Here is a 16,230-nt window from a genome sequence, read left to right as displayed (position 1 = left end):
GAATAATGTCATGTTCTGAGTGAGGACGTGTTGCTAACCTACTGAGATTTAAACCTTATTTTTACTTGGCTTGGCTCTTGTAAGAAGAGTTTTCCCGGGATTTTCCGGAGCAACTGACTGACGCAAGGAGCACACATGCCAACACCTGCCTATCTCACTATCGAAGGCACCAAACAGGGGCTGATTACCGCCGGTACTTTTACCGAGGACTCGGTCGGCAATATCTTTCAGGAAGGTCACGAAGACCAGGTACTGGTGCAGGGCTTCAATCACCAGGTCATCATTCCGCGTGATCCCCAGTCGGGTCAGCCGACAGGTCAGCGGGTACACAAGCCGCTGATGATCACCAAGGTGTTCGACAAGTCCTCGCCACTTATCTTCAACGCGCTGACCTCCGGCGAGCGGCTGTCACGCTGCCGACTGGAGTGGTATCGCACATCCGCAACCGGCACGCAGGAACATTACTTCACCATCGAACTGCAGGACGCCATCATCGTCGACGTCCAGTCACAGATGCCCAACTGCCAGGACCCGGCCAAAGCGCATTTTACGCATCTGGAAGACGTGTATTTCACCTACCGTAAGATCATCTGGACACATGAAGTGTCCGGCACCTCCGGCTCTGACGACTGGCGCAGCCCGATCGCAGCCTGATCACGGTTACCACCTCTACTCACACGGGGGAGGTGGTATTCACGAGACATTCCCTCGGGTTGTCTACTTTCTGCGTCGCTGGCAGTATTTGTGCGGGGAAAACAGACAACAACCAAGGGAGCCCTGATGAAATCTACCTCAGCCTATCGCCTGTATGGCGCGTCGCATTCGCTGTATACCGGTAAGGCACGTTGCTATCTACGCAATCAGGGGCTGCCCTACGTTGAACTATCGACCTGGCATCCAGATTTTGCCGAGCGCATTCTTCCGCAAATCGGGCGAGGCATCATCCCGGTGCTGGAAACGCCAGACGGTCAGGTAATCCAGGATACCGTCGACATCATCGATCACCTGGAGGCGCAGGGCGTCCCTTGGCCAGCCTACCCACAGACTCCGTTACAGCGCGTTGTTGCCGTTATTATTGAGTATTACGGTGGGCAGGCCATGTTGAAACACGCCATGCACTACCGCTGGTCATACCGGGCGGAGCAGGAAGCGTTCCTGCGTTGCGCCTTTACTCTCGGCTCGGGGGCTCAGCTGGCCGAGCAGATCATGGGCCGGATGAACTCCTATTTACCGCGTCTGGGAGTCAACGCAGACAGTATTCCGCAGATCGAGTCGTCCTTCCTGCAGTTGCTCGACCGCCTGGAGCAACACTTTGCAGAATGGCCATATTTGCTCGGCACTCAGCCTTCGATTGCCGACTATGGCCTGATCGGCCCGATGTTTGCCCACTTGGGCCGCGACCCGGTACCGCTGGCCATCATGCAGCGCCGGGCACCACGTGTTCACCGCTGGGTCGAGCGGATGACAGCGCCAGGACTCGATGTGGTCGAGTACCCCGAGTCGGAGCCAGCGTTCGTCGCCAATGATGACTTACCTTCAACGCTGATCCCGGTGTTGCAGCATATCGCCGAGGAAATCTTTCCGGAGTTGACGGATAAGCTGGCGTTTCTTGATGCCTGGGTTGCCGAGTTGCAGCCCGCCGACGGTACCCCGGTCACAGAAAAGCCGCAGGTGCGCCAAGTGGGGATGATTCAAACCCGGTTTCGTGGTGCCACCATTGAGGTCGGGGTCGAGCCTTACCTGCTTTACATTCTGCAGCGTGCAACCGATACCCTGCTGGGGCTGCAAGAGCCGGAGCGTGCGAGGGTTCAGGGTCGCCTAGCTGAACTCGGACTAGCCGATGCCGTCCGGCTCGGGCGTCAATGGAGAGTAGGGCGCAGGCACAACATCGAAGTCTGGGAGGGTGTGGCGCCCACTCAATGAGTTGTCGCTAGGCGACGCCGGACTCCACGCAACATCGGCGGCTGGGGATTGGCTTCACGCCACTGAAGAAAAGCCGAGTCGAGTGTTTCCGCAAGTTGTAGGGCGTCCGGGTTACGCCGTGAAATGACATAGACCAGTGGCCATTCGTCCAGTTGGTCGCAGCGAGTGCCTTGCAGCGGGTAATGGCGCATTGCGCGCTGCATTGGGTGGCCGTAACTGATCAGATATTGCGCCCGCCCGCGCAGCAGCAATTCCATCGCAGCGATGTGGTCCGGCGCCACAATCGGATGGGAGTGGTTCTCGGCAATAACCCGGTTGAGTTGCTCTCGATAGGTGTACCCCCGGATAAGCACCAAGTCGTGCCTGGAGAGGTCTTGGAGGCTGCTGACTTTCGGAGTGCCTTCAAGGGCAAAGGCGCACAGCTTGACGTTGATGTCGAGGGCACTGGATTCCACGGTAAACCTGCTCAAGGCCGGCACCCCTGGTGAGCCGGGCCACAGGTCTATATCGCCGGTCTCAAGGTAATGATAGATGCGGTTGATCGGGTAACGCTTCCACTCAACCCGGAATCCGCTGGCTGCCGCCAGTTCGTTGGTCAGCTCGATGATGCGTCCCTGAGCTTGGCCTTGCTCGTCGGTATAGGCCAGCGGGGGGAACTGAATGTAGCCAGCCGTCAGCACGGGCAGATCGGACTGGTTGGCGAGGCTAGCGACAGGCGTACCGAGAGCCAGCACCAGGCCGACAAGTGCACGAATAACCCTTTGGCCAAGGGCAACAGGCGTTTTCATTGTTGTTGTCATTGTGGTGTAACAAACGCATGGGTGTGTACCGAAGATAGCGAGCGGGAGTCAGGGCGTCCAGCGAATCACCTGAATGGGGTAGGGGGGGATGGCCGCGCCAGAGACGCGGCGGTTAGTCTTGCGGCACTACCGTGAGGTCGCAGGAGAACTTAGTCCAGTGCCTTGACGGAATCGAGGATCGGGCTCAGATAGGGCTTGTGCTGATCTATCTCCGAGCGAGTCAAACCGTTCATTTCGTAAGGAAACACCAGCCAGTCTTCGGTTGAGTACAGGCAAAAGTCAGGCTGCAGGCTGGTCTTCGCCGCGCCGGTACGCTTATAGAGCGTTGCGATGCGGGTATCGGTCGGCATGTTGCGTTTGAGCTGCCCATTCAGCTTGTCGATAACCGCCTGCACGCTGTGCCCGGTGCCGAATGCGTCGTCGACGATCAACAGCCGGTCACTTTGGTTCAGGTTGTCCAGCAGGTAGTGGGTGCCGTGCACGCGAATCTCGGCTTCAGGTGCTGCGACCATGGCTTCGTAATGCTCCATGCCGCGATAGGAGGTGCGCAACGCAATATGGTCGGTTTTGACACCCAGGGTCTGCAGGCACTCCTGCACGTAGATACCTACAGTGCTGCCGCCACGCCACAGCCCAACGATGAAATTGGGACGGAAACCGCTCTCGAAAATCTGTACGCCAAGACGAAACGCATCTTCGATGAGCTGGTTTTCATCGAGGAAACGGCGATTGCGAGTGCTTTGCTGCGGGGAATTGGATTGGTTCATAGCTTGCCAGGCGGCTCCCTCTGGTGTGATCATGGCGCGATTCTGGAGAAGCTTACGGTCTTATGGCTGAGAAACAATACCTTAGTGCACAAAGTCTGCTCGAAGACGCTTTCAGTCTGGCCGCGCAGGTGCTCAATTCGGGCTTTCGCCCGACGTTCATGATTGCGGTCTGGCGCGGTGGCGTGCCGATGGGTATCGCGGTTCAGGAGTTTCTGGACTACCACGGGGTACACACCGACAACATTGCGATTCGTACGTCCTCGTATCACGGCATTGACCAGCAGAGTAAGGAAGTGCGTGTGCACGGCCTGAACTATCTGGTCAAGCATGTGACCCACGAGGATTCGTTGTTGATCGTTGACGACGTTTTTGACACCGGCCGCTCGCTGGAGGCCATCATCAACGAGCTGCGGCAGAAAGCGCGCCTGAATACACCCCACGATATCCGTGTCGCCGTGCCGTACTACAAGCCAAGCCGCAACGAGCTGGACTGGGAGCCGCAGTACTATCTGCACAGCACCGACGCCTGGCTGAAGTATCCGCATTCGCTTGAGGGCTTGAGTGCGGAAGAGATCAAGGCGAACCGTCCGGCGCTGTATGAGATTCTGCAGGCGCATTTGCAGCCCGTCTGACGCTGAACCTGCTATCGTCTTAGTTAGCCTGTTGTCGCGCAGTAATGCGTCGTCGTCGATTTGGTTGCCGCAGAAAAAGCGGCTGTAATACCCAAGTATAGTTATTGCAGCGTTTACTGATCGCAGTTGGAAATAAAGCGGCTTCTGCCACACATATTTGGAAACACATAGGTCTTTAGTCGTGTATTCGGCAAGATGCCGCCTCGGTATGATGATGGCGTTGTGCCTTCATTAAATTTCGCGAGCGCGCTTATATGTTCAATAATAAATTGAAAGACATGTATAAGTCGCAAGGACGTGACCTGGAAGAGCAGAAAGCTCAAATCACCGCATTGAAGACCCACATGGCTTGCCTCGAGTGTTCGCCAGATGGCCGGATAATTAATGCGAATGATCCTATGCTCATGTTGCTAGGTTATTCACGCGAACGACTTGTTGGTCAACCGCATAGCCAACTGTGCTCACCGAAAGATACAGCCGGGCAACGTCAGTTCTGGGAGAAGCTGGCCCAGGGGCAAGCCTGCGCCGGCACGTATCGTTGTCTGGACGCTAATGGCCGAACTCTGTGGCTGGAAGCAACATATGTACCGGTGCCGGATGCCAGCGGCCGGATCTGCAAAGTGGTCATGCTGGCCAGCGACGTCTCTTCCGAGCGCCGTGCTGGGCTCGATCAACAGGCACTGATGGCCGCGTTAAACAAGTCTCTTGCCGTCATCGAATTCACTCCGGATGGTCAGATCATTACTGCCAACAGTAACTTTCTGGCTGCGGTTGGTTATTCGTTGCAGCAGATCAAGGGCAAGCACCACCGTATTTTTTGCTCCGATGCCTTCTACCAACAGCACCCCAATTTTTGGTTAGAGTTGGCACGTGGTCAGTTCATGTCAGGGCAATTTGACCGGCTTGATAGCCAGGGTCGAACTGTTTGGCTGGAAGCTACCTATAACCCGATTTTTGATGAGCAAGGCAATGTCACCAAAGTAGTTAAATTTGCCAGTGATATCACCGAGCGAATTGAGCAGGGTCAAGCTGTTCGGCAAGCCGCCGAGGTTGCCAGTAGCACGTCCGAGGAGACCGCCGCCATCGCCGAGCAAGGAATGGCATCGTTGCAAGCAGCAGTAGATACATCTGTACAGATTGCGGCTCAAGTGGCTGACGCGATAGCGTTAATTGCCCAGCTCAACGCCCAGTCCAAGAACATTGAGGAAATTGTTGCAACCATTTCTGCGATTGCCGATCAGACCAACTTGTTGGCACTGAACGCCGCCATTGAGGCCGCACGCGCCGGCGATCAGGGGCGGGGCTTTGCGGTTGTAGCTGATGAAGTGCGCCAGTTGGCGGCTCGCACCAGCAAGTCGACGTCACAGATTGCCGAAGTAGTGCAGCGCAATCGTGAGTTAACCCGCAGGGTGACCGACACCATCGACTCGGTCAGCGTTACTGCCGAGGAGGGCAGCGAGCGAACTCGTCAGGTCAGCTCAATCATGCAGGAAATCCATCAGGGCGCAGAGAATGTCTGCCGCACTACGTCCGGGTTGCTGGACGCAGGCTAGTAAGCATGCCAGCGGCTAGGTGCTAGCCGCCAGCTTTCAGGGGGGCGCAGTGAAACGTTTCGCCGCGCCCGCCGGCTCAGTTACCTGCGCGACGAAGCGCTTGCGGCGAGAAGTCTCGAGGCGTCAGCGGTGCATTGAAGTCGTACATCGGCTCGTTGTTATCCAGGCCGTCGACGAAATAGTTGCCGTCCTGCAGGTGGTATAAGGTCTCCAGAGTACTACTGAACATCGGAACGTCGTAGTAGTTGATTGGGTGGCTTTCCTGCAGACCAATCAATTCACCCGCACTGTTGCGCAGATCGACAGCCAGGATCTGCCAACTGTCTTCGTCGATGTAAAAGCGCCGCGCCGCGTATGGGTGGTGATAGCCGGTACGCAGGGTGGCGTCGAGTACCCACACACGGTGCAGCTCGTAACGCAGCAGCGCCGGATTAAGGGTGTTCGGTAGCACAATCTGATCGTAGGGAATGCCCTGCTGATGCACCGCATAGCTGTTGTAGGGCACCAGCAATTGCTGCTTGCCTACCAGGTTCCACTCGTAGCGGTCCGGCGCACCATTGAACGAATCCACCACGTCTGCGGTGGCCAGATCGCTGGTGTCAGGTTGAATTGAGTCATAGGCGAGCACGGGCAGGCGACGGACTCGGCGGCTATCCGGGCTGTAGCGCCAGGCGCGGCGAGTGGTCAACACCTGATCCAGCGGATCCTGTACGACCAGCGCCGTACCCGCGAGCTTGGCAGGCGCGGTGACTACATACTTGTAATACAGCAGCGTGTTGTCCAATTGCTCGGTGGTCATGCCATCACGGTTGTAAACGTAATAGATCGACCGGTCACGCGTGATCAGGTTGGCCTTGCCATTAATTACGACGGCCTGACTGTTAATGAAGCGGTTCTGCTCGCCTTTGTAGTGAAGGATGTGGTTCCAGATAACCTCCATGCCTTCCTGCGGGATCGGGAACGGAATGCCCGTCGCTGCTCCGCGTATGCCGTTGCCGTTGGCGATCAGTTCGGCGCGCGTGGCGTTGGCTCGGGTTGCGCGATAGATACGCTCAGGCGCTGAAGCACTGCGGCGACTGGGAAAGACGCGCAGATAGTATTCAGGCTGACGCTTGAGCAACTCGACGAGGCCTGCAGGCAACTGATCCTGATACTGGCTGAGGTTGGTGATATCCACGCGGAACAGTTCGGCGTCGGCAGCGAACGGGTCAAGGTGGTGCATGCCGGGATGATAGCCCGCCGGAGCGCTGGTGCCACCGGTCCAGGCTGGAATCGTGCCTTCAGCGTTGCCGGCTTGCTCGGCACCGAGAGGGGTAAGGTCGCGGCCCAGTCGGAGGGCTTCGTCGGGCTCCACCTTGGCGTATGCCGCGCTGGCGAAGGCCATTACGGCAATAAATGCAATCATCCTGCGCATGGTTTAACTCCTTGTAACGCTGGCCGGAACACAGATGCTGGCCGTGGTTTCGGCTATTCAGTAAGGGAGGAGGGTTGGCCGCATGGCCAAATTTCGCGCGAATTGTAGCGTTAAATGTCCGGCGTCATGGTGTTGACTACAAATTGCTACAAGACCGTTCTGCAAGCTGTGAGCTGGTTCTCTTTTGCTGCCGTTAGGTCAGCTGGTGAAACCCTTACTAAGAGCAGCCCATTGCCAGCGGGCGACCAGGCTAGGTCGCCTCTGCGGGTATGCTGGCTCAGGGGCTGGGCAATCCGATCAGGCTGGCGGCGAGTCCGCGCCCCGACAACAAGCAGGATGCCAACTGACGACCGTCAGAAGCGCAACTGAACGCCGGCAACGGCAGAGCCGTAGCTGTCAGCAGAGTCGATGCTGGTACTGTAGTTAGCGTATGCCGTCAGTTCTTCACTGAACGCCGCTTCAATGCCGATGCTTGCAGTGAAGTAATCACGATCAGGGTTGCTCGTCTGCAGGCGATTATTGGCAACATACAATCGACGATAATGTACTGGGTCCCGGCTGTCAGGTTGATGTTATCGATATCGGACGTGGTTACGCCGCCGTTACCGTCATCGTCCCCGGCGACAAAGTTGGCCACCTGATCGGCAGGGTCAAAGCTGCCCTGATAAACAAACAGGTAACCATCGTAGGTTTGGCTGGATTCAAGCGAATAACTTTCCCTCGAATGCCTTCTTTAGTGGCGGTAATGTGTTGCTGCGTTAAGGGCGGTTCAATTAACGCCATTAAGTTAATTGATTTCACCGAAAAACTGCGCTGCAGCACTATCTCCCTGTGACCAACATTACCACCGGGAGATTCACCATGAAGATGATCAAACGTATTGTCCGCCTGCGCCAACCTGTGACTAGCGAGCAGCCTGCAGAGGCCCATCCGAACTTCTGGATGTACCTGTAACCTGATTCAAGCCGCCCCGGAACTATCCAGTTCGGTCAGGACCTCGGGGTTGTTTTTGAAGGCTTTGGCGAAGATGTCGCGGTTACGGGCCATGTAGATGCTGACCTCTTCGGCAAGCTGTTCGCCCAGTTGTGGTACCGCTTTCTGCAACACCTCACTCAGTGTTTCAGCCAGTTCCAGCATCTTGTCATGACGGTCTGCTTGGGCTTTATCCATGAACAGTTGCTCCGGGTCTCTGCTACTGCGGTAAACAATTTCAACGGCCATGCGCACCTCTGGCTTGTTGGCAAAGAAGGGTGAGCGCACGCTGCGCCCAGACGCCACTATCATACTGTATGAAAATACAGTGTAAAGCGCGAATTACATCGGTCAGAGAGTGCGTGCCTACGCGCGGTAGGCTCACCGAGAAGGAGGTGCAGGTTTCTGAGCGTAGGTATCGTGGTTGATCGATCAGCCCGTTTTCAGGGTTGGTAATCGAATACCTCGACGCCCGGAGGAATCTGGTACCAGTCCTGCTTCTCGCTAACCCATACGTGACGGGTAGGTTTGATAACGCGTGTATCGTCGAGATTCGACGGCTTCAGCTTGATGATGCCAGGCTGCGCCGGGCTGTAGTGGTAGATGCGATTGCCACAGGTCGGGCAAAAGGCGGCGCCATTGATGTTGCCGCTGTCGGCCACGCGGCTCCAGTGCGACAGCGGCCCGCTGAAGCGAATGTCCTGCTCGTGAACGATCGCGGTGATGCTGAAGGCGCTGGTGGAGAGCTTCTGACACTCACGGCAGTGACACGCCATGACTGCTTGCGGTGGTGCCAGCAACTGGTAGCTGACGCTGCCGCATTGGCAGGAGCCAGAGATAGGGTACTGAATTGCGTTCATAGCGGGGCTCACATGGCAAGGACAGCGTATTGTGCCAGTTGAGGCTGAGCGCTGTCTTGTCGCCGTGCGACAGATTCAGTCGGCGCGGAGATACCGATTCTTGCGGGCGTTGATCATCATCAGGGTGATCCAGTAGGCAATGCTGACGACAGCGGGAAGGTACAACCAGCGCGGGTTCTGGATCTGCAGCAATGACAGCGCCTCCAGCCCAATCACGAGCAGCGTAACCAGATGCAGCGGCCCCGGCACAAACAGACTGCTGTCGAGTATTTTGTTTTCTAGAGGGCTCAGGTTGTCGCAATTGTTGGCGATGCCGCAGGCGGCAAAGAACAGCACCAGAGCGCCGAACAGCATGACCAGATTAACCAGAAGGGGGATCAGCACGCGCGTTCCTTACAGGCTGAGTGACGAGATATGTGCACCTTAGATCAGATCATTGCCGAGGTTAAGCCAGCTTGTCTCGAAACATGAAGTAGACCGCAGCGAGCAGGCAGAGTCCGGCCCACAGGTAGTCCAGTTTTAGTGGCTCCTTGAGATACATCACCGAAAAGGGAACAAATACCGACAAAGTAATGACCTCCTGAATAATCTTCAGTTGGCCAACTGACAACACACTGAAACCAATCCGATTGGCGGGCACCTGTAGCAGGTATTCAAAAAGGGCAATCCCCCAGCTGATTAAGGCTGCAATGATCCAGGGTTTGTTGTTCAGCTCCTTGAGGTGGGCGTACCAGGCGAAGGTCATGAAGATGTTGCTGCAGACCAGCAACGAAATGGAGATAAGCACTGGGTGCATGGCAGCTACTCGAGAGGCAGTACACAAGACTGGTGGAAAGTAGGGCTCGCCTCGGGCATGGGCCGATATACGCGCCTGACGATGCGCTTTGGCAAGGAAGTCAGGCCCGTGGGTGCGTATCCGTCATGATGACGGTTGTACCGGTGGTCTCTGAACCGGGTTGCAGCAGGTTCTTGATCGATGCCAGCGCCAGGGCAAGAAAGGCGATGGCACATATCCGATAGGTCAGCCGCGCCCAGCGGCGGCCGGCGTTACGGAATACCCGATCAACGATGGCGGCGCAGACGAACGCCCAGGCGACCGATGCAGTCATGAAACCCGCGAAGAACATGCCATAGTCCGATAGCGTCGGGTTGTTAACGCCCACCGCCCCCATGGCGCTACCCAATGCTACCCAGTAGGCAATGTTCTGCGGGTTGGTCAGAGACAGCACGGCGCCGGCGCGCAGCGCACGCTTACGGCAGGGAGCGCCGGTCTGAGTGTCCACTGCAAACTCCTGATCGGCACTTGACCAGGATTCCCAGGATAGCCATAGCAGATAGGCTGCCCCTGCTATTGCAACCGGTATCTGCAAGACCTCCATCTGCAACAGCAAACCGACTCCACCGAGCCCGAGAATGGCCCAGGTCGCGTCGCCGACCAGTGAACCAATCTGCACCGCAAACGCGGAGCGAAAACCGCCCCGAATGCCTTCACGCACGGTTTCAGCGAAGACTGCGCAAGGGGCGGCGTTAAAGATTAGGCCAAGGGCAGCAGCAGCGAAAAACAGAGTCAGCATGGCGATATCCGGAAAAATTGAGCCCCGCATAATGGCATTGGCTTGTGCCGTATCCAAGCGGGATATTGCAAGCGTGTGTAAAGCGTGGAGACGTCGTTGCTGTTATTAGATACCGGTCTCTTCATCTGGCGCGGGAATGCGAAATCCCTCTGGTACTCGGCGTGCTTCGTAGCGCGTTTTCGTCTTCAGGCTTTCGTAAATGACCAGGTCAGATTGCAGCTTGAGCATGCGATAGGCGTCGTAGTTGAACGCATCGCTCGGATCGGACGGTTCGAACTCGTCGCCGTATAGCCAGCCGCGAAAAATGGTGAAATAGATGCCTCCAGCCGCGCCCCATTGACCCGTTTCGCGGGAGAAACTGACCCTCCCGTTGGTGCTGACGGTCTGAAAATCGACTTCGTAGGTTCCGTCAGCATAATGTCGATTGAGCCATTGGTGGCGAGAACCATCCTCGCGTACCAGTGAGCCATACCAGTTGCCGACTAGCCCGTCCCATATCACCTGTTCATCGCTGCGCTGGTCCTGCGTCCAGTCCTGAATAAACTCCGGCAGCGAGATGGATTCGACGTCTTGCTTGCACCCACCCAGTAGCAGGAAAGCGGACAGCAGTAGGATTGCTCGAGTGGTCATGCGCGCCTCCTGCGCAGCGGGGTAAGGCGTCAGTCAAGCATAGTTGGCCGATGACGGGAAGTGACACGTATACGCGTTTGCAGCTCAAGAATGCGGCTTCTGCGTTCGCTCTTTTCTCTGGGTAGCTGCAAGAAACACGATAACGGTTTCCTGCGGCGCGCAGGCGCGCCGCAGGAACATACCTCAGCGTCGACCGGTGCCGGTCAGTTGAATGATGTTGTTGGGAAACTCAAGCGATTCCACCTCGGCGGTGAAATCCCGAGCAACCTTGAGGATGGTGTCGCTGACGTGCGCGTACTGCTTGGAGAAGGGCGGCCAGTAGTCGCCCAAGCCGAGCGCGTCGTTGATGACCAGTACCTGACCGTCGCAGTCGGGGCCCGCACCGATACCGATAGTCGGGATACGCAGCGTGCGGGTAATAACGCCTGCAAGGCTGTAAGGGATATGTTCCAGAACAACCATGAACGCGCCTGCGTCTTCGATCAGCTTGGCTTCCTCGAGAATACGCCGGGCGTCAGCATCATCGGTCCCGACCCGTTTAAAGGATGTAGCGGTCTGCGGTGTCAGCCCAGTATGGCCAACCACAGCAATGCCGTTGTCGACCAGGTGCCGAATCACTTCCTCCTTTGGGCCCTCAAGCTTGATGCTGCTAGCGCCGGCGGCAATCAGCCGTTGGGCGCTCGCCAGGGCCGTCTGCGGATCGGTATCGGTCAAGTAGGGCAGGTCGCCGATGATATGGGTGTTGGGCGCGCCGCGCCGTACCGCTCCAATGTGATACTCCATATGCTCCAGGGTCACATCACGGGTACTTTCAAACCCCATTTCGACCATACCCACGGTATCGCCGACCAGAATCACCGGTACGCCAGCTGCTTCAATGCCACGGGCAACCGGGCAGGTATAGGCGGTCAACATGGTGATTGGTTTTTTGCCCTTGCGGGCAAGAAAATCAGCTTCGTGCAGAGTCATGGTGATGTCTCCCAGTTCGGTGGTATCCGGCTCAGGCTCACAACGCTGCAGCTTTCGCAGGTAGTCGCAAGCCAGTGCCGAGTGCTGGGATACCAGTAAAGCGAAAGACGCTCAAGCACTATTGGCGATGGTTATTTTGTTTGGCCGGTACCATCGGCGCAGCCAAGCCTGCTCGCTGACATGCCTTGTGGCGCCGCTTACCAATGGTGTGGGCATAGCGCCCGAAAGCGGGTCTATGGAATCACTGCTGGTGGGTTTTACGCTGGACCCGCAGCGTCAGATACAGATAAAGCACGATAGCCAGATTGAGTACGAGCAGCCCGGCACTGAGCAGGTTCGGGCTCGTAGCGAGCTCATAGAGCTCGGCAGGCAGGTATATGGCACCGCTGACCAGAGCAAACCACTCGGTCCAGCGAACCTGATGCCATAAGCCCCAGGACTCGATGAACCGCACCAGTGAGTAGACCATGGCGCCGGTGGCAATCAACCCAAGCCGCGCGTCACTTAGGCTGCGGCTGGCGTCAATAATGATGCTAGGCAAGTGACTTGCGGGGTTCAGGTGCAGGTGAGCGACTAGTGATTCGGCGACGCTTTGCAGGTTATCGCCAGCGAGTTCGTGAATGCCGAGCGCGACGAGCAGTGCCAGCAGTCCCTTGCTGGCCTCGAACAGCGCAATAGGTTTCAAACCAGACAGTTTCATGCCGATACCTTGCCTTCTATCTATTCCGGCCGTTGTCGTTGGCGTTGATCGTACATTCATTCGGCCTGGCCGACATGCTTTGTGTTGCGGAGCAGGAGGGTGAAAAGCTAACGCATTTCGAACAGCTCCTGGTGTATCCGTTTACCGGACAACCCCAGGCTGATGAAGTCGCGCCGCAGGGCCTGCCCAAACGCGGTCGGGCCGCAAAACCACACGCTGGCCTGCTGCCAATGCGGAGCCAGAATTCTTATCTGCTCGGCTGTCAGGCGACCGTCGCGCGGCGAGACGCGCAAGTGCAGACGTATGCCGGCAGCGGCCGCATCGGCAGACAGCTTATCGATGGCTGCCTGGTCGACATCGCTGGTGACGTGGAAAAAATCAATATCGTGCTCGCCGCCTTGCTGCGCCAGATATTTCATCCGCGCGATGAAAGGCGTAACCCCAATGCCTGCGCCTACCCATATTTGCCGGGGAGCCGGGTCAGAGAAGTCGAAGCAGCCGTATGGACCTTCAACGGTGACCTGCATGCCGACCCGCAGCCAGTGCTTGAGCTGTCGGGTCCAGTCACCCAACGCCTTGACCACGAAGGTGACCTTTGGCATGGCCGGGTCCCACGCTGAGGCTATGGTGTAGGGGTGAGCGCCTTCATCAGCCTTGGATGTCACGAACGCAAACTGACCCGGGCTATGGCCGGGCCAGTAATCAGTCAGCGCTATTCGCGCTTCAATTACGTCAACACCGGGGTAATGGGTTATTTCTTCAATCTGCCCTTGAGCTCTGCGACTGCGGCCAACCCGTCCGGTCAATACCAACACTGCCGAGACACACCCGGCGATCAGCAGCAGTAGAGTCAGCCAGCCAACAGGCTGACTCCAGTAGCTGAACTTGATCAACACCAGACTGTGCCACGCGAGGACCAGATAGGTGATTGCGAGCCAGTTATGCGTCTTCTTGAACCAGCGGTAAGGGACCGCTTTGAGCAGCGCAAGAATAATCAGCGCAGCAGCACCATAGAAGGCCCATTCTCCCAACGATTCGGCCAGCCCACGCTGGCTCCGCAGCCATTGTTCTGCTGCCGAGATATCTAGCCCGGCGCCCCCCTCGCGGCGGGCGGGACGGCTGAGCCATCCCCACCCCACCATCCACTTGGTGCCTTTGGCAAACCACCAGTGTGCCGTGCAGACAAATAACGCACCGATCCCAAGCCATTTGTGCAGGCGGTACATCTTGTCGAGGCCGCCCAGGTGCCGTTCAAGCCAGCAAGGACGGCTGGCCAGAATCATCGCGACACTCATCATCGCCATGGCAAGGACACCGGAGTACTGCACAAATACCCCGCGAAATGCGAAGTACGTAAAGGGGGTAGGCAGTAGGGTATCGGCCGCCAGCCAGGCAGCGGAGGTGGCTAGCAACAGCAGGCAAAGCGCCAGCTTGATTCGGCTCATGGTTAGCACTCGTGTTAAGTCGAATGACTTTGCGACCGACTAAATGCCCGGAACAGAGCGGTCGCTTGACGACTTATGGTACTGCAACACAGGGGCATCGGGAGGGAAAAGAACGGATTATTGTGGCTCGAATTCCTGGCTATCCGCCCGAACCTGGTTACCTAGTGACCCGCTTTCACGCTCTCCAACGCTGCCAATTGCACAGCCGGCCAGCAGCCCGGTAACCGATATCTGTAAATACCGGCCTGTCAGCCGTGAATGAACTTCCGGGGCGACGAAGAGCGGCGGGGAAGACCCCACCGCTGGCATACTACCGCCGCTCAGCTCTTCTCCTGCGCGGATTTACTGGCCGGTCCGGGGCGCAACCAGCGAAAGGACCGGCGCAAAAACGCGTCAGCGTTGCTTTCGATCAGGACCCCGTGAGCCATGACAATGCGCTCTGGCTGCCACGCCAGTATATGCTCAATATGGGCTCTGGCCTGGTCATGGTGGCCGCGAAAGCTGAAGCGCCAGTCAATTGGCATGCCGCCATTGGGTGAAACGACTCCGGCGGCTTTGGCCAGTGGTCGTTGCAGCCAGCCCAACTGGTCAGGGTGAAAGTTCTCAATCAGGTCTGCAACGATCAAGGTGCGCGAGGCCTTGTGCAGGAAAACGCACTCGGTCATGGCGGGTGACCCGGTGAACAGCAGTTGGTCTATTTCTGCCAGCCAAGGCGGCGCACCTTCACCGAGTGTGCCGTCAAATCGCAAGTCGGGCCGTTTCTCCTGGACCTCACGGGTCCCCCACAATGCAGCGTTTGGCCAGGCCTGCTGCCAATCTGCAACAAACAGGTGGTGCAAATGGTTGGGGGCGATTAGCCAGCGTACGGGCCCGAGTGCGTCAATCGCATCCCGCAGTGGATCAGTTAGGCGCACCGGGCTGTGCACCCACAGGTCGCCGTTGGCCAGACGAATTACCGTCATTCGAGTGCTGAAGGGCAGGGTGAAGAAGCGAACGGATTCGCCGTCAACCAGCCAAACAGAAGAACAGAGTTGATTCATACCGTGCTACCAGGCGAGACAATTTGTGGTTCGGTAATCGGTTTTTTGCCGGCAAAAAACGGGTTGGGGTGAGTTTTCCCTCCCAGCTTCCAGAGCGCAATCTTGAACAGGATCTTGCGCATGTAGCCCTTGGCCGGCGCTGCCCGCACCTTTTCTCTTGGAACAGTGCCCGTGGCGCTGCTCAGGTTGACCAGTGCGCGGACGGGCCCGGTCTTGAACTCGGCATCCGGGTCACTGATGAAGGCGTGGATGAGCCCCACCAATGGCATGCCGGGGCCAAGGGTGTTGCCAATCGGGGTATTGCAGCAGCCAGCGTACCAGCGGTACAGACCTTTTTCGCTCAGGCGCAGACAGCGAATCTGGTCATGGCCATGGTGTATCTGCAGTCTGGCTGGCGGGAGCTGGTAGATATCGGTCCCCCCTTCGGCATCGAGTATCCGATCCGCCGCGTTCAAGGCGTGAGCAAACGCCTGGCAGTCGCGGCAGTAGCAAACGACACGCGTGCCGTCGACAGGATAGACCTTGATTGCTCGGCCCCTGACGGTGCCGCATTGGCACTGCAGTGCGAGGTTGTCCATATGCACATCTCCTTATCGGGTAGGCTTTGCTCATTAAAGACCAGAACCGACGTATTGTAGCGCGGTCATCGCGACTGTTCGTGACAGGTCAGGCTTGCCGTGATCCGGTAGTGTCTGATTTTTGCGCCGCTGTCGCCAGTACCGGGGACAGTCAACAACAAGTGTCCCTGTGCGTCTGACATTGGCAAAACCCCGGGGTTACGGTGATGACCACTATTGCCCCCCAAAGCTAAGAGTGGCTGGCCTAATTGCAGGAATGCTGGCATAAAGGCGTTGAAGCTGGCCGGTGGTGCTGGCTGAAGTGAGGCGCCTGCTGCTATGGCACCGACACGTCTGCTTCAGCCCCCACCTTGAACCAAGCCCGTATGCAGTC

The 16,230-nt window shown here is 57.4% G+C and carries 19 protein-coding genes; 4 read left to right on the top strand and 15 right to left on the bottom strand.

All coding sequences use genetic code 11. From position 1 onward, the window contains the following. Positions 1 to 135: 135 nt before the first annotated feature. Together ACKPCU_RS12540 and ACKPCU_RS12535 are read left to right on the top strand one after the other, a co-directional pair. Entirely contained in the window at positions 136 to 654 is a 519-nt protein-coding gene (locus tag ACKPCU_RS12540) for an Hcp family type VI secretion system effector (RefSeq protein ID WP_104738356.1), read from the top strand. Between the two features lie 126 nt (positions 655 to 780). Continuing rightward, on the top strand, positions 781 to 1,923 hold the full coding sequence (locus tag ACKPCU_RS12535) for a glutathione S-transferase family protein (RefSeq protein ID WP_321347128.1): 1,143 nt from the start codon (positions 781 to 783) through the stop codon (positions 1,921 to 1,923). On the opposite strand, the gene ACKPCU_RS12530 is transcribed toward ACKPCU_RS12535, so the two are convergent. Both ACKPCU_RS12530 and ACKPCU_RS12525 read right to left on the bottom strand, forming a co-directional pair. Then, on the bottom strand, positions 1,917 to 2,711 hold the full coding sequence (locus ACKPCU_RS12530; RefSeq protein ID WP_321347127.1) for a transporter substrate-binding domain-containing protein: 795 nt from the start codon (positions 2,709 to 2,711) through the stop codon (positions 1,917 to 1,919). The genes ACKPCU_RS12535 and ACKPCU_RS12530 overlap by 7 nt on opposite strands. A gap of 161 nt (positions 2,712 to 2,872) precedes the next feature. Continuing rightward, positions 2,873 to 3,490 carry a phosphoribosyltransferase gene (locus tag ACKPCU_RS12525; protein WP_321347125.1) on the bottom strand — a complete coding sequence of 206 codons (618 nt, stop codon included), beginning with the start codon at positions 3,488 to 3,490 and terminating at the stop codon, positions 2,873 to 2,875. A 62-nt stretch (positions 3,491 to 3,552) separates the two neighbouring features. Here ACKPCU_RS12525 and ACKPCU_RS12520 point away from each other — a divergent pair, with 62 nt between their 5' ends. Next, the gene (locus ACKPCU_RS12520; protein ID WP_321347123.1) at positions 3,553 to 4,122 is read left to right on the top strand and encodes a phosphoribosyltransferase; all 570 of its coding nucleotides are present in this window, start codon (positions 3,553 to 3,555) and stop codon (positions 4,120 to 4,122) included. Between the two features lie 254 nt (positions 4,123 to 4,376). Then, on the top strand, positions 4,377 to 5,675 hold the full coding sequence (locus tag ACKPCU_RS12515) for a methyl-accepting chemotaxis protein (protein ID WP_321347122.1): 1,299 nt from the start codon (positions 4,377 to 4,379) through the stop codon (positions 5,673 to 5,675). A gap of 76 nt (positions 5,676 to 5,751) precedes the next feature. Here ACKPCU_RS12515 and ACKPCU_RS12510 read toward each other — a convergent pair whose 3' ends face one another. From ACKPCU_RS12510 to ACKPCU_RS12450, 13 genes are all read right to left on the bottom strand, one after another. Beyond that, the gene (locus ACKPCU_RS12510; protein WP_321347120.1) at positions 5,752 to 7,089 is read right to left on the bottom strand and encodes a DUF1329 domain-containing protein; all 1,338 of its coding nucleotides are present in this window, start codon (positions 7,087 to 7,089) and stop codon (positions 5,752 to 5,754) included. A gap of 353 nt (positions 7,090 to 7,442) precedes the next feature. Then, positions 7,443 to 7,622 (bottom strand): hypothetical protein, encoded by a 180-nt coding sequence (locus ACKPCU_RS12505; protein WP_321347118.1) that lies wholly within the window; start codon positions 7,620 to 7,622, stop codon positions 7,443 to 7,445. 427 nt (positions 7,623 to 8,049) lie between these two features. Then, positions 8,050 to 8,310, bottom strand: a complete 261-nt coding sequence (locus ACKPCU_RS12500) for a YebG family protein (RefSeq protein ID WP_321347116.1) — start codon at positions 8,308 to 8,310, stop codon at positions 8,050 to 8,052. A gap of 194 nt (positions 8,311 to 8,504) precedes the next feature. Further along, complete coding sequence (locus ACKPCU_RS12495; RefSeq protein WP_321347115.1) at positions 8,505 to 8,921, bottom strand: GFA family protein; 417 nt, start codon at positions 8,919 to 8,921, stop codon at positions 8,505 to 8,507. Positions 8,922 to 8,996: 75 nt separating this feature from the next. Further along, on the bottom strand, positions 8,997 to 9,305 hold the full coding sequence (locus tag ACKPCU_RS12490) for a hypothetical protein (protein WP_104738347.1): 309 nt from the start codon (positions 9,303 to 9,305) through the stop codon (positions 8,997 to 8,999). A gap of 61 nt (positions 9,306 to 9,366) precedes the next feature. Then, the gene (locus ACKPCU_RS12485; protein ID WP_104738346.1) at positions 9,367 to 9,717 is read right to left on the bottom strand and encodes a DMT family protein; all 351 of its coding nucleotides are present in this window, start codon (positions 9,715 to 9,717) and stop codon (positions 9,367 to 9,369) included. Between the two features lie 100 nt (positions 9,718 to 9,817). Continuing rightward, positions 9,818 to 10,495 carry a LysE family transporter gene (locus ACKPCU_RS12480; RefSeq protein WP_321347111.1) on the bottom strand — a complete coding sequence of 226 codons (678 nt, stop codon included), beginning with the start codon at positions 10,493 to 10,495 and terminating at the stop codon, positions 9,818 to 9,820. A gap of 105 nt (positions 10,496 to 10,600) precedes the next feature. Further along, on the bottom strand, positions 10,601 to 11,125 hold the full coding sequence (locus ACKPCU_RS12475; protein ID WP_321347109.1) for a hypothetical protein: 525 nt from the start codon (positions 11,123 to 11,125) through the stop codon (positions 10,601 to 10,603). 183 nt (positions 11,126 to 11,308) lie between these two features. Continuing rightward, complete coding sequence (panB, locus tag ACKPCU_RS12470; RefSeq protein ID WP_321347107.1) at positions 11,309 to 12,094, bottom strand: 3-methyl-2-oxobutanoate hydroxymethyltransferase; 786 nt, start codon at positions 12,092 to 12,094, stop codon at positions 11,309 to 11,311. Between the two features lie 241 nt (positions 12,095 to 12,335). Further along, positions 12,336 to 12,794: a DUF2127 domain-containing protein gene (locus tag ACKPCU_RS12465; RefSeq protein WP_321347104.1), complete on the bottom strand. Its 459-nt coding sequence runs from the start codon at positions 12,792 to 12,794 to the stop codon at positions 12,336 to 12,338. A gap of 107 nt (positions 12,795 to 12,901) precedes the next feature. Next, positions 12,902 to 14,239 carry a ferredoxin reductase family protein gene (locus ACKPCU_RS12460; RefSeq protein ID WP_321347103.1) on the bottom strand — a complete coding sequence of 446 codons (1,338 nt, stop codon included), beginning with the start codon at positions 14,237 to 14,239 and terminating at the stop codon, positions 12,902 to 12,904. A gap of 320 nt (positions 14,240 to 14,559) precedes the next feature. Beyond that, positions 14,560 to 15,279, bottom strand: coding sequence for a DUF4336 domain-containing protein (locus ACKPCU_RS12455; protein WP_321347102.1), 720 nt, complete (start codon positions 15,277 to 15,279; stop codon positions 14,560 to 14,562). Then, a complete protein-coding gene (locus ACKPCU_RS12450; protein ID WP_104738339.1) occupies positions 15,276 to 15,857 on the bottom strand; it encodes a DUF6151 family protein in 582 nt (193 codons plus the stop codon). Before ACKPCU_RS12450 ends, ACKPCU_RS12455 begins: the two co-directional genes overlap by 4 nt. Positions 15,858 to 16,230: the final 373 nt, after the last annotated feature.

Origin of the sequence: Halopseudomonas oceani (assembly GCF_963677335.1) — a bacterium.
Classification (GTDB): domain Bacteria; phylum Pseudomonadota; class Gammaproteobacteria; order Pseudomonadales; family Pseudomonadaceae; genus Halopseudomonas; species Halopseudomonas oceani.
The sequence above is the reverse complement of the archived record's forward strand: the minus strand, read 5'-3'. Positions and strand labels throughout refer to the sequence as shown.

Excerpts from the sequence above, each read along its gene's own strand:
- ACKPCU_RS12540 (WP_104738356.1), top strand. The coding sequence starts at position 136 with ATGCCAACACCTGCCTATCTCACTATCGAAGGCACCAAACAGGGGCTG.
- ACKPCU_RS12535 (WP_321347128.1), top strand. The coding sequence starts at position 781 with ATGAAATCTACCTCAGCCTATCGCCTGTATGGCGCGTCGCATTCGCTG.
- ACKPCU_RS12530 (WP_321347127.1), bottom strand. The coding sequence starts at position 2,711 with ATGAAAACGCCTGTTGCCCTTGGCCAAAGGGTTATTCGTGCACTTGTC.
- ACKPCU_RS12525 (WP_321347125.1), bottom strand. The coding sequence starts at position 3,490 with ATGAACCAATCCAATTCCCCGCAGCAAAGCACTCGCAATCGCCGTTTC.
- ACKPCU_RS12520 (WP_321347123.1), top strand. The coding sequence starts at position 3,553 with ATGGCTGAGAAACAATACCTTAGTGCACAAAGTCTGCTCGAAGACGCT.
- ACKPCU_RS12515 (WP_321347122.1), top strand. The coding sequence starts at position 4,377 with ATGTTCAATAATAAATTGAAAGACATGTATAAGTCGCAAGGACGTGAC.
- ACKPCU_RS12510 (WP_321347120.1), bottom strand. The coding sequence starts at position 7,089 with ATGCGCAGGATGATTGCATTTATTGCCGTAATGGCCTTCGCCAGCGCG.
- ACKPCU_RS12500 (WP_321347116.1), bottom strand. The coding sequence starts at position 8,310 with ATGGCCGTTGAAATTGTTTACCGCAGTAGCAGAGACCCGGAGCAACTG.
- ACKPCU_RS12495 (WP_321347115.1), bottom strand. The coding sequence starts at position 8,921 with ATGAACGCAATTCAGTACCCTATCTCTGGCTCCTGCCAATGCGGCAGC.
- ACKPCU_RS12485 (WP_104738346.1), bottom strand. The coding sequence starts at position 9,717 with ATGCACCCAGTGCTTATCTCCATTTCGTTGCTGGTCTGCAGCAACATC.
- ACKPCU_RS12480 (WP_321347111.1), bottom strand. The coding sequence starts at position 10,495 with ATGCTGACTCTGTTTTTCGCTGCTGCTGCCCTTGGCCTAATCTTTAAC.
- ACKPCU_RS12475 (WP_321347109.1), bottom strand. The coding sequence starts at position 11,125 with ATGACCACTCGAGCAATCCTACTGCTGTCCGCTTTCCTGCTACTGGGT.
- panB (WP_321347107.1), bottom strand. The coding sequence starts at position 12,094 with ATGACTCTGCACGAAGCTGATTTTCTTGCCCGCAAGGGCAAAAAACCA.
- ACKPCU_RS12465 (WP_321347104.1), bottom strand. The coding sequence starts at position 12,794 with ATGAAACTGTCTGGTTTGAAACCTATTGCGCTGTTCGAGGCCAGCAAG.
- ACKPCU_RS12460 (WP_321347103.1), bottom strand. The coding sequence starts at position 14,239 with ATGAGCCGAATCAAGCTGGCGCTTTGCCTGCTGTTGCTAGCCACCTCC.
- ACKPCU_RS12455 (WP_321347102.1), bottom strand. The coding sequence starts at position 15,279 with ATGAATCAACTCTGTTCTTCTGTTTGGCTGGTTGACGGCGAATCCGTT.
- ACKPCU_RS12450 (WP_104738339.1), bottom strand. The coding sequence starts at position 15,857 with ATGGACAACCTCGCACTGCAGTGCCAATGCGGCACCGTCAGGGGCCGA.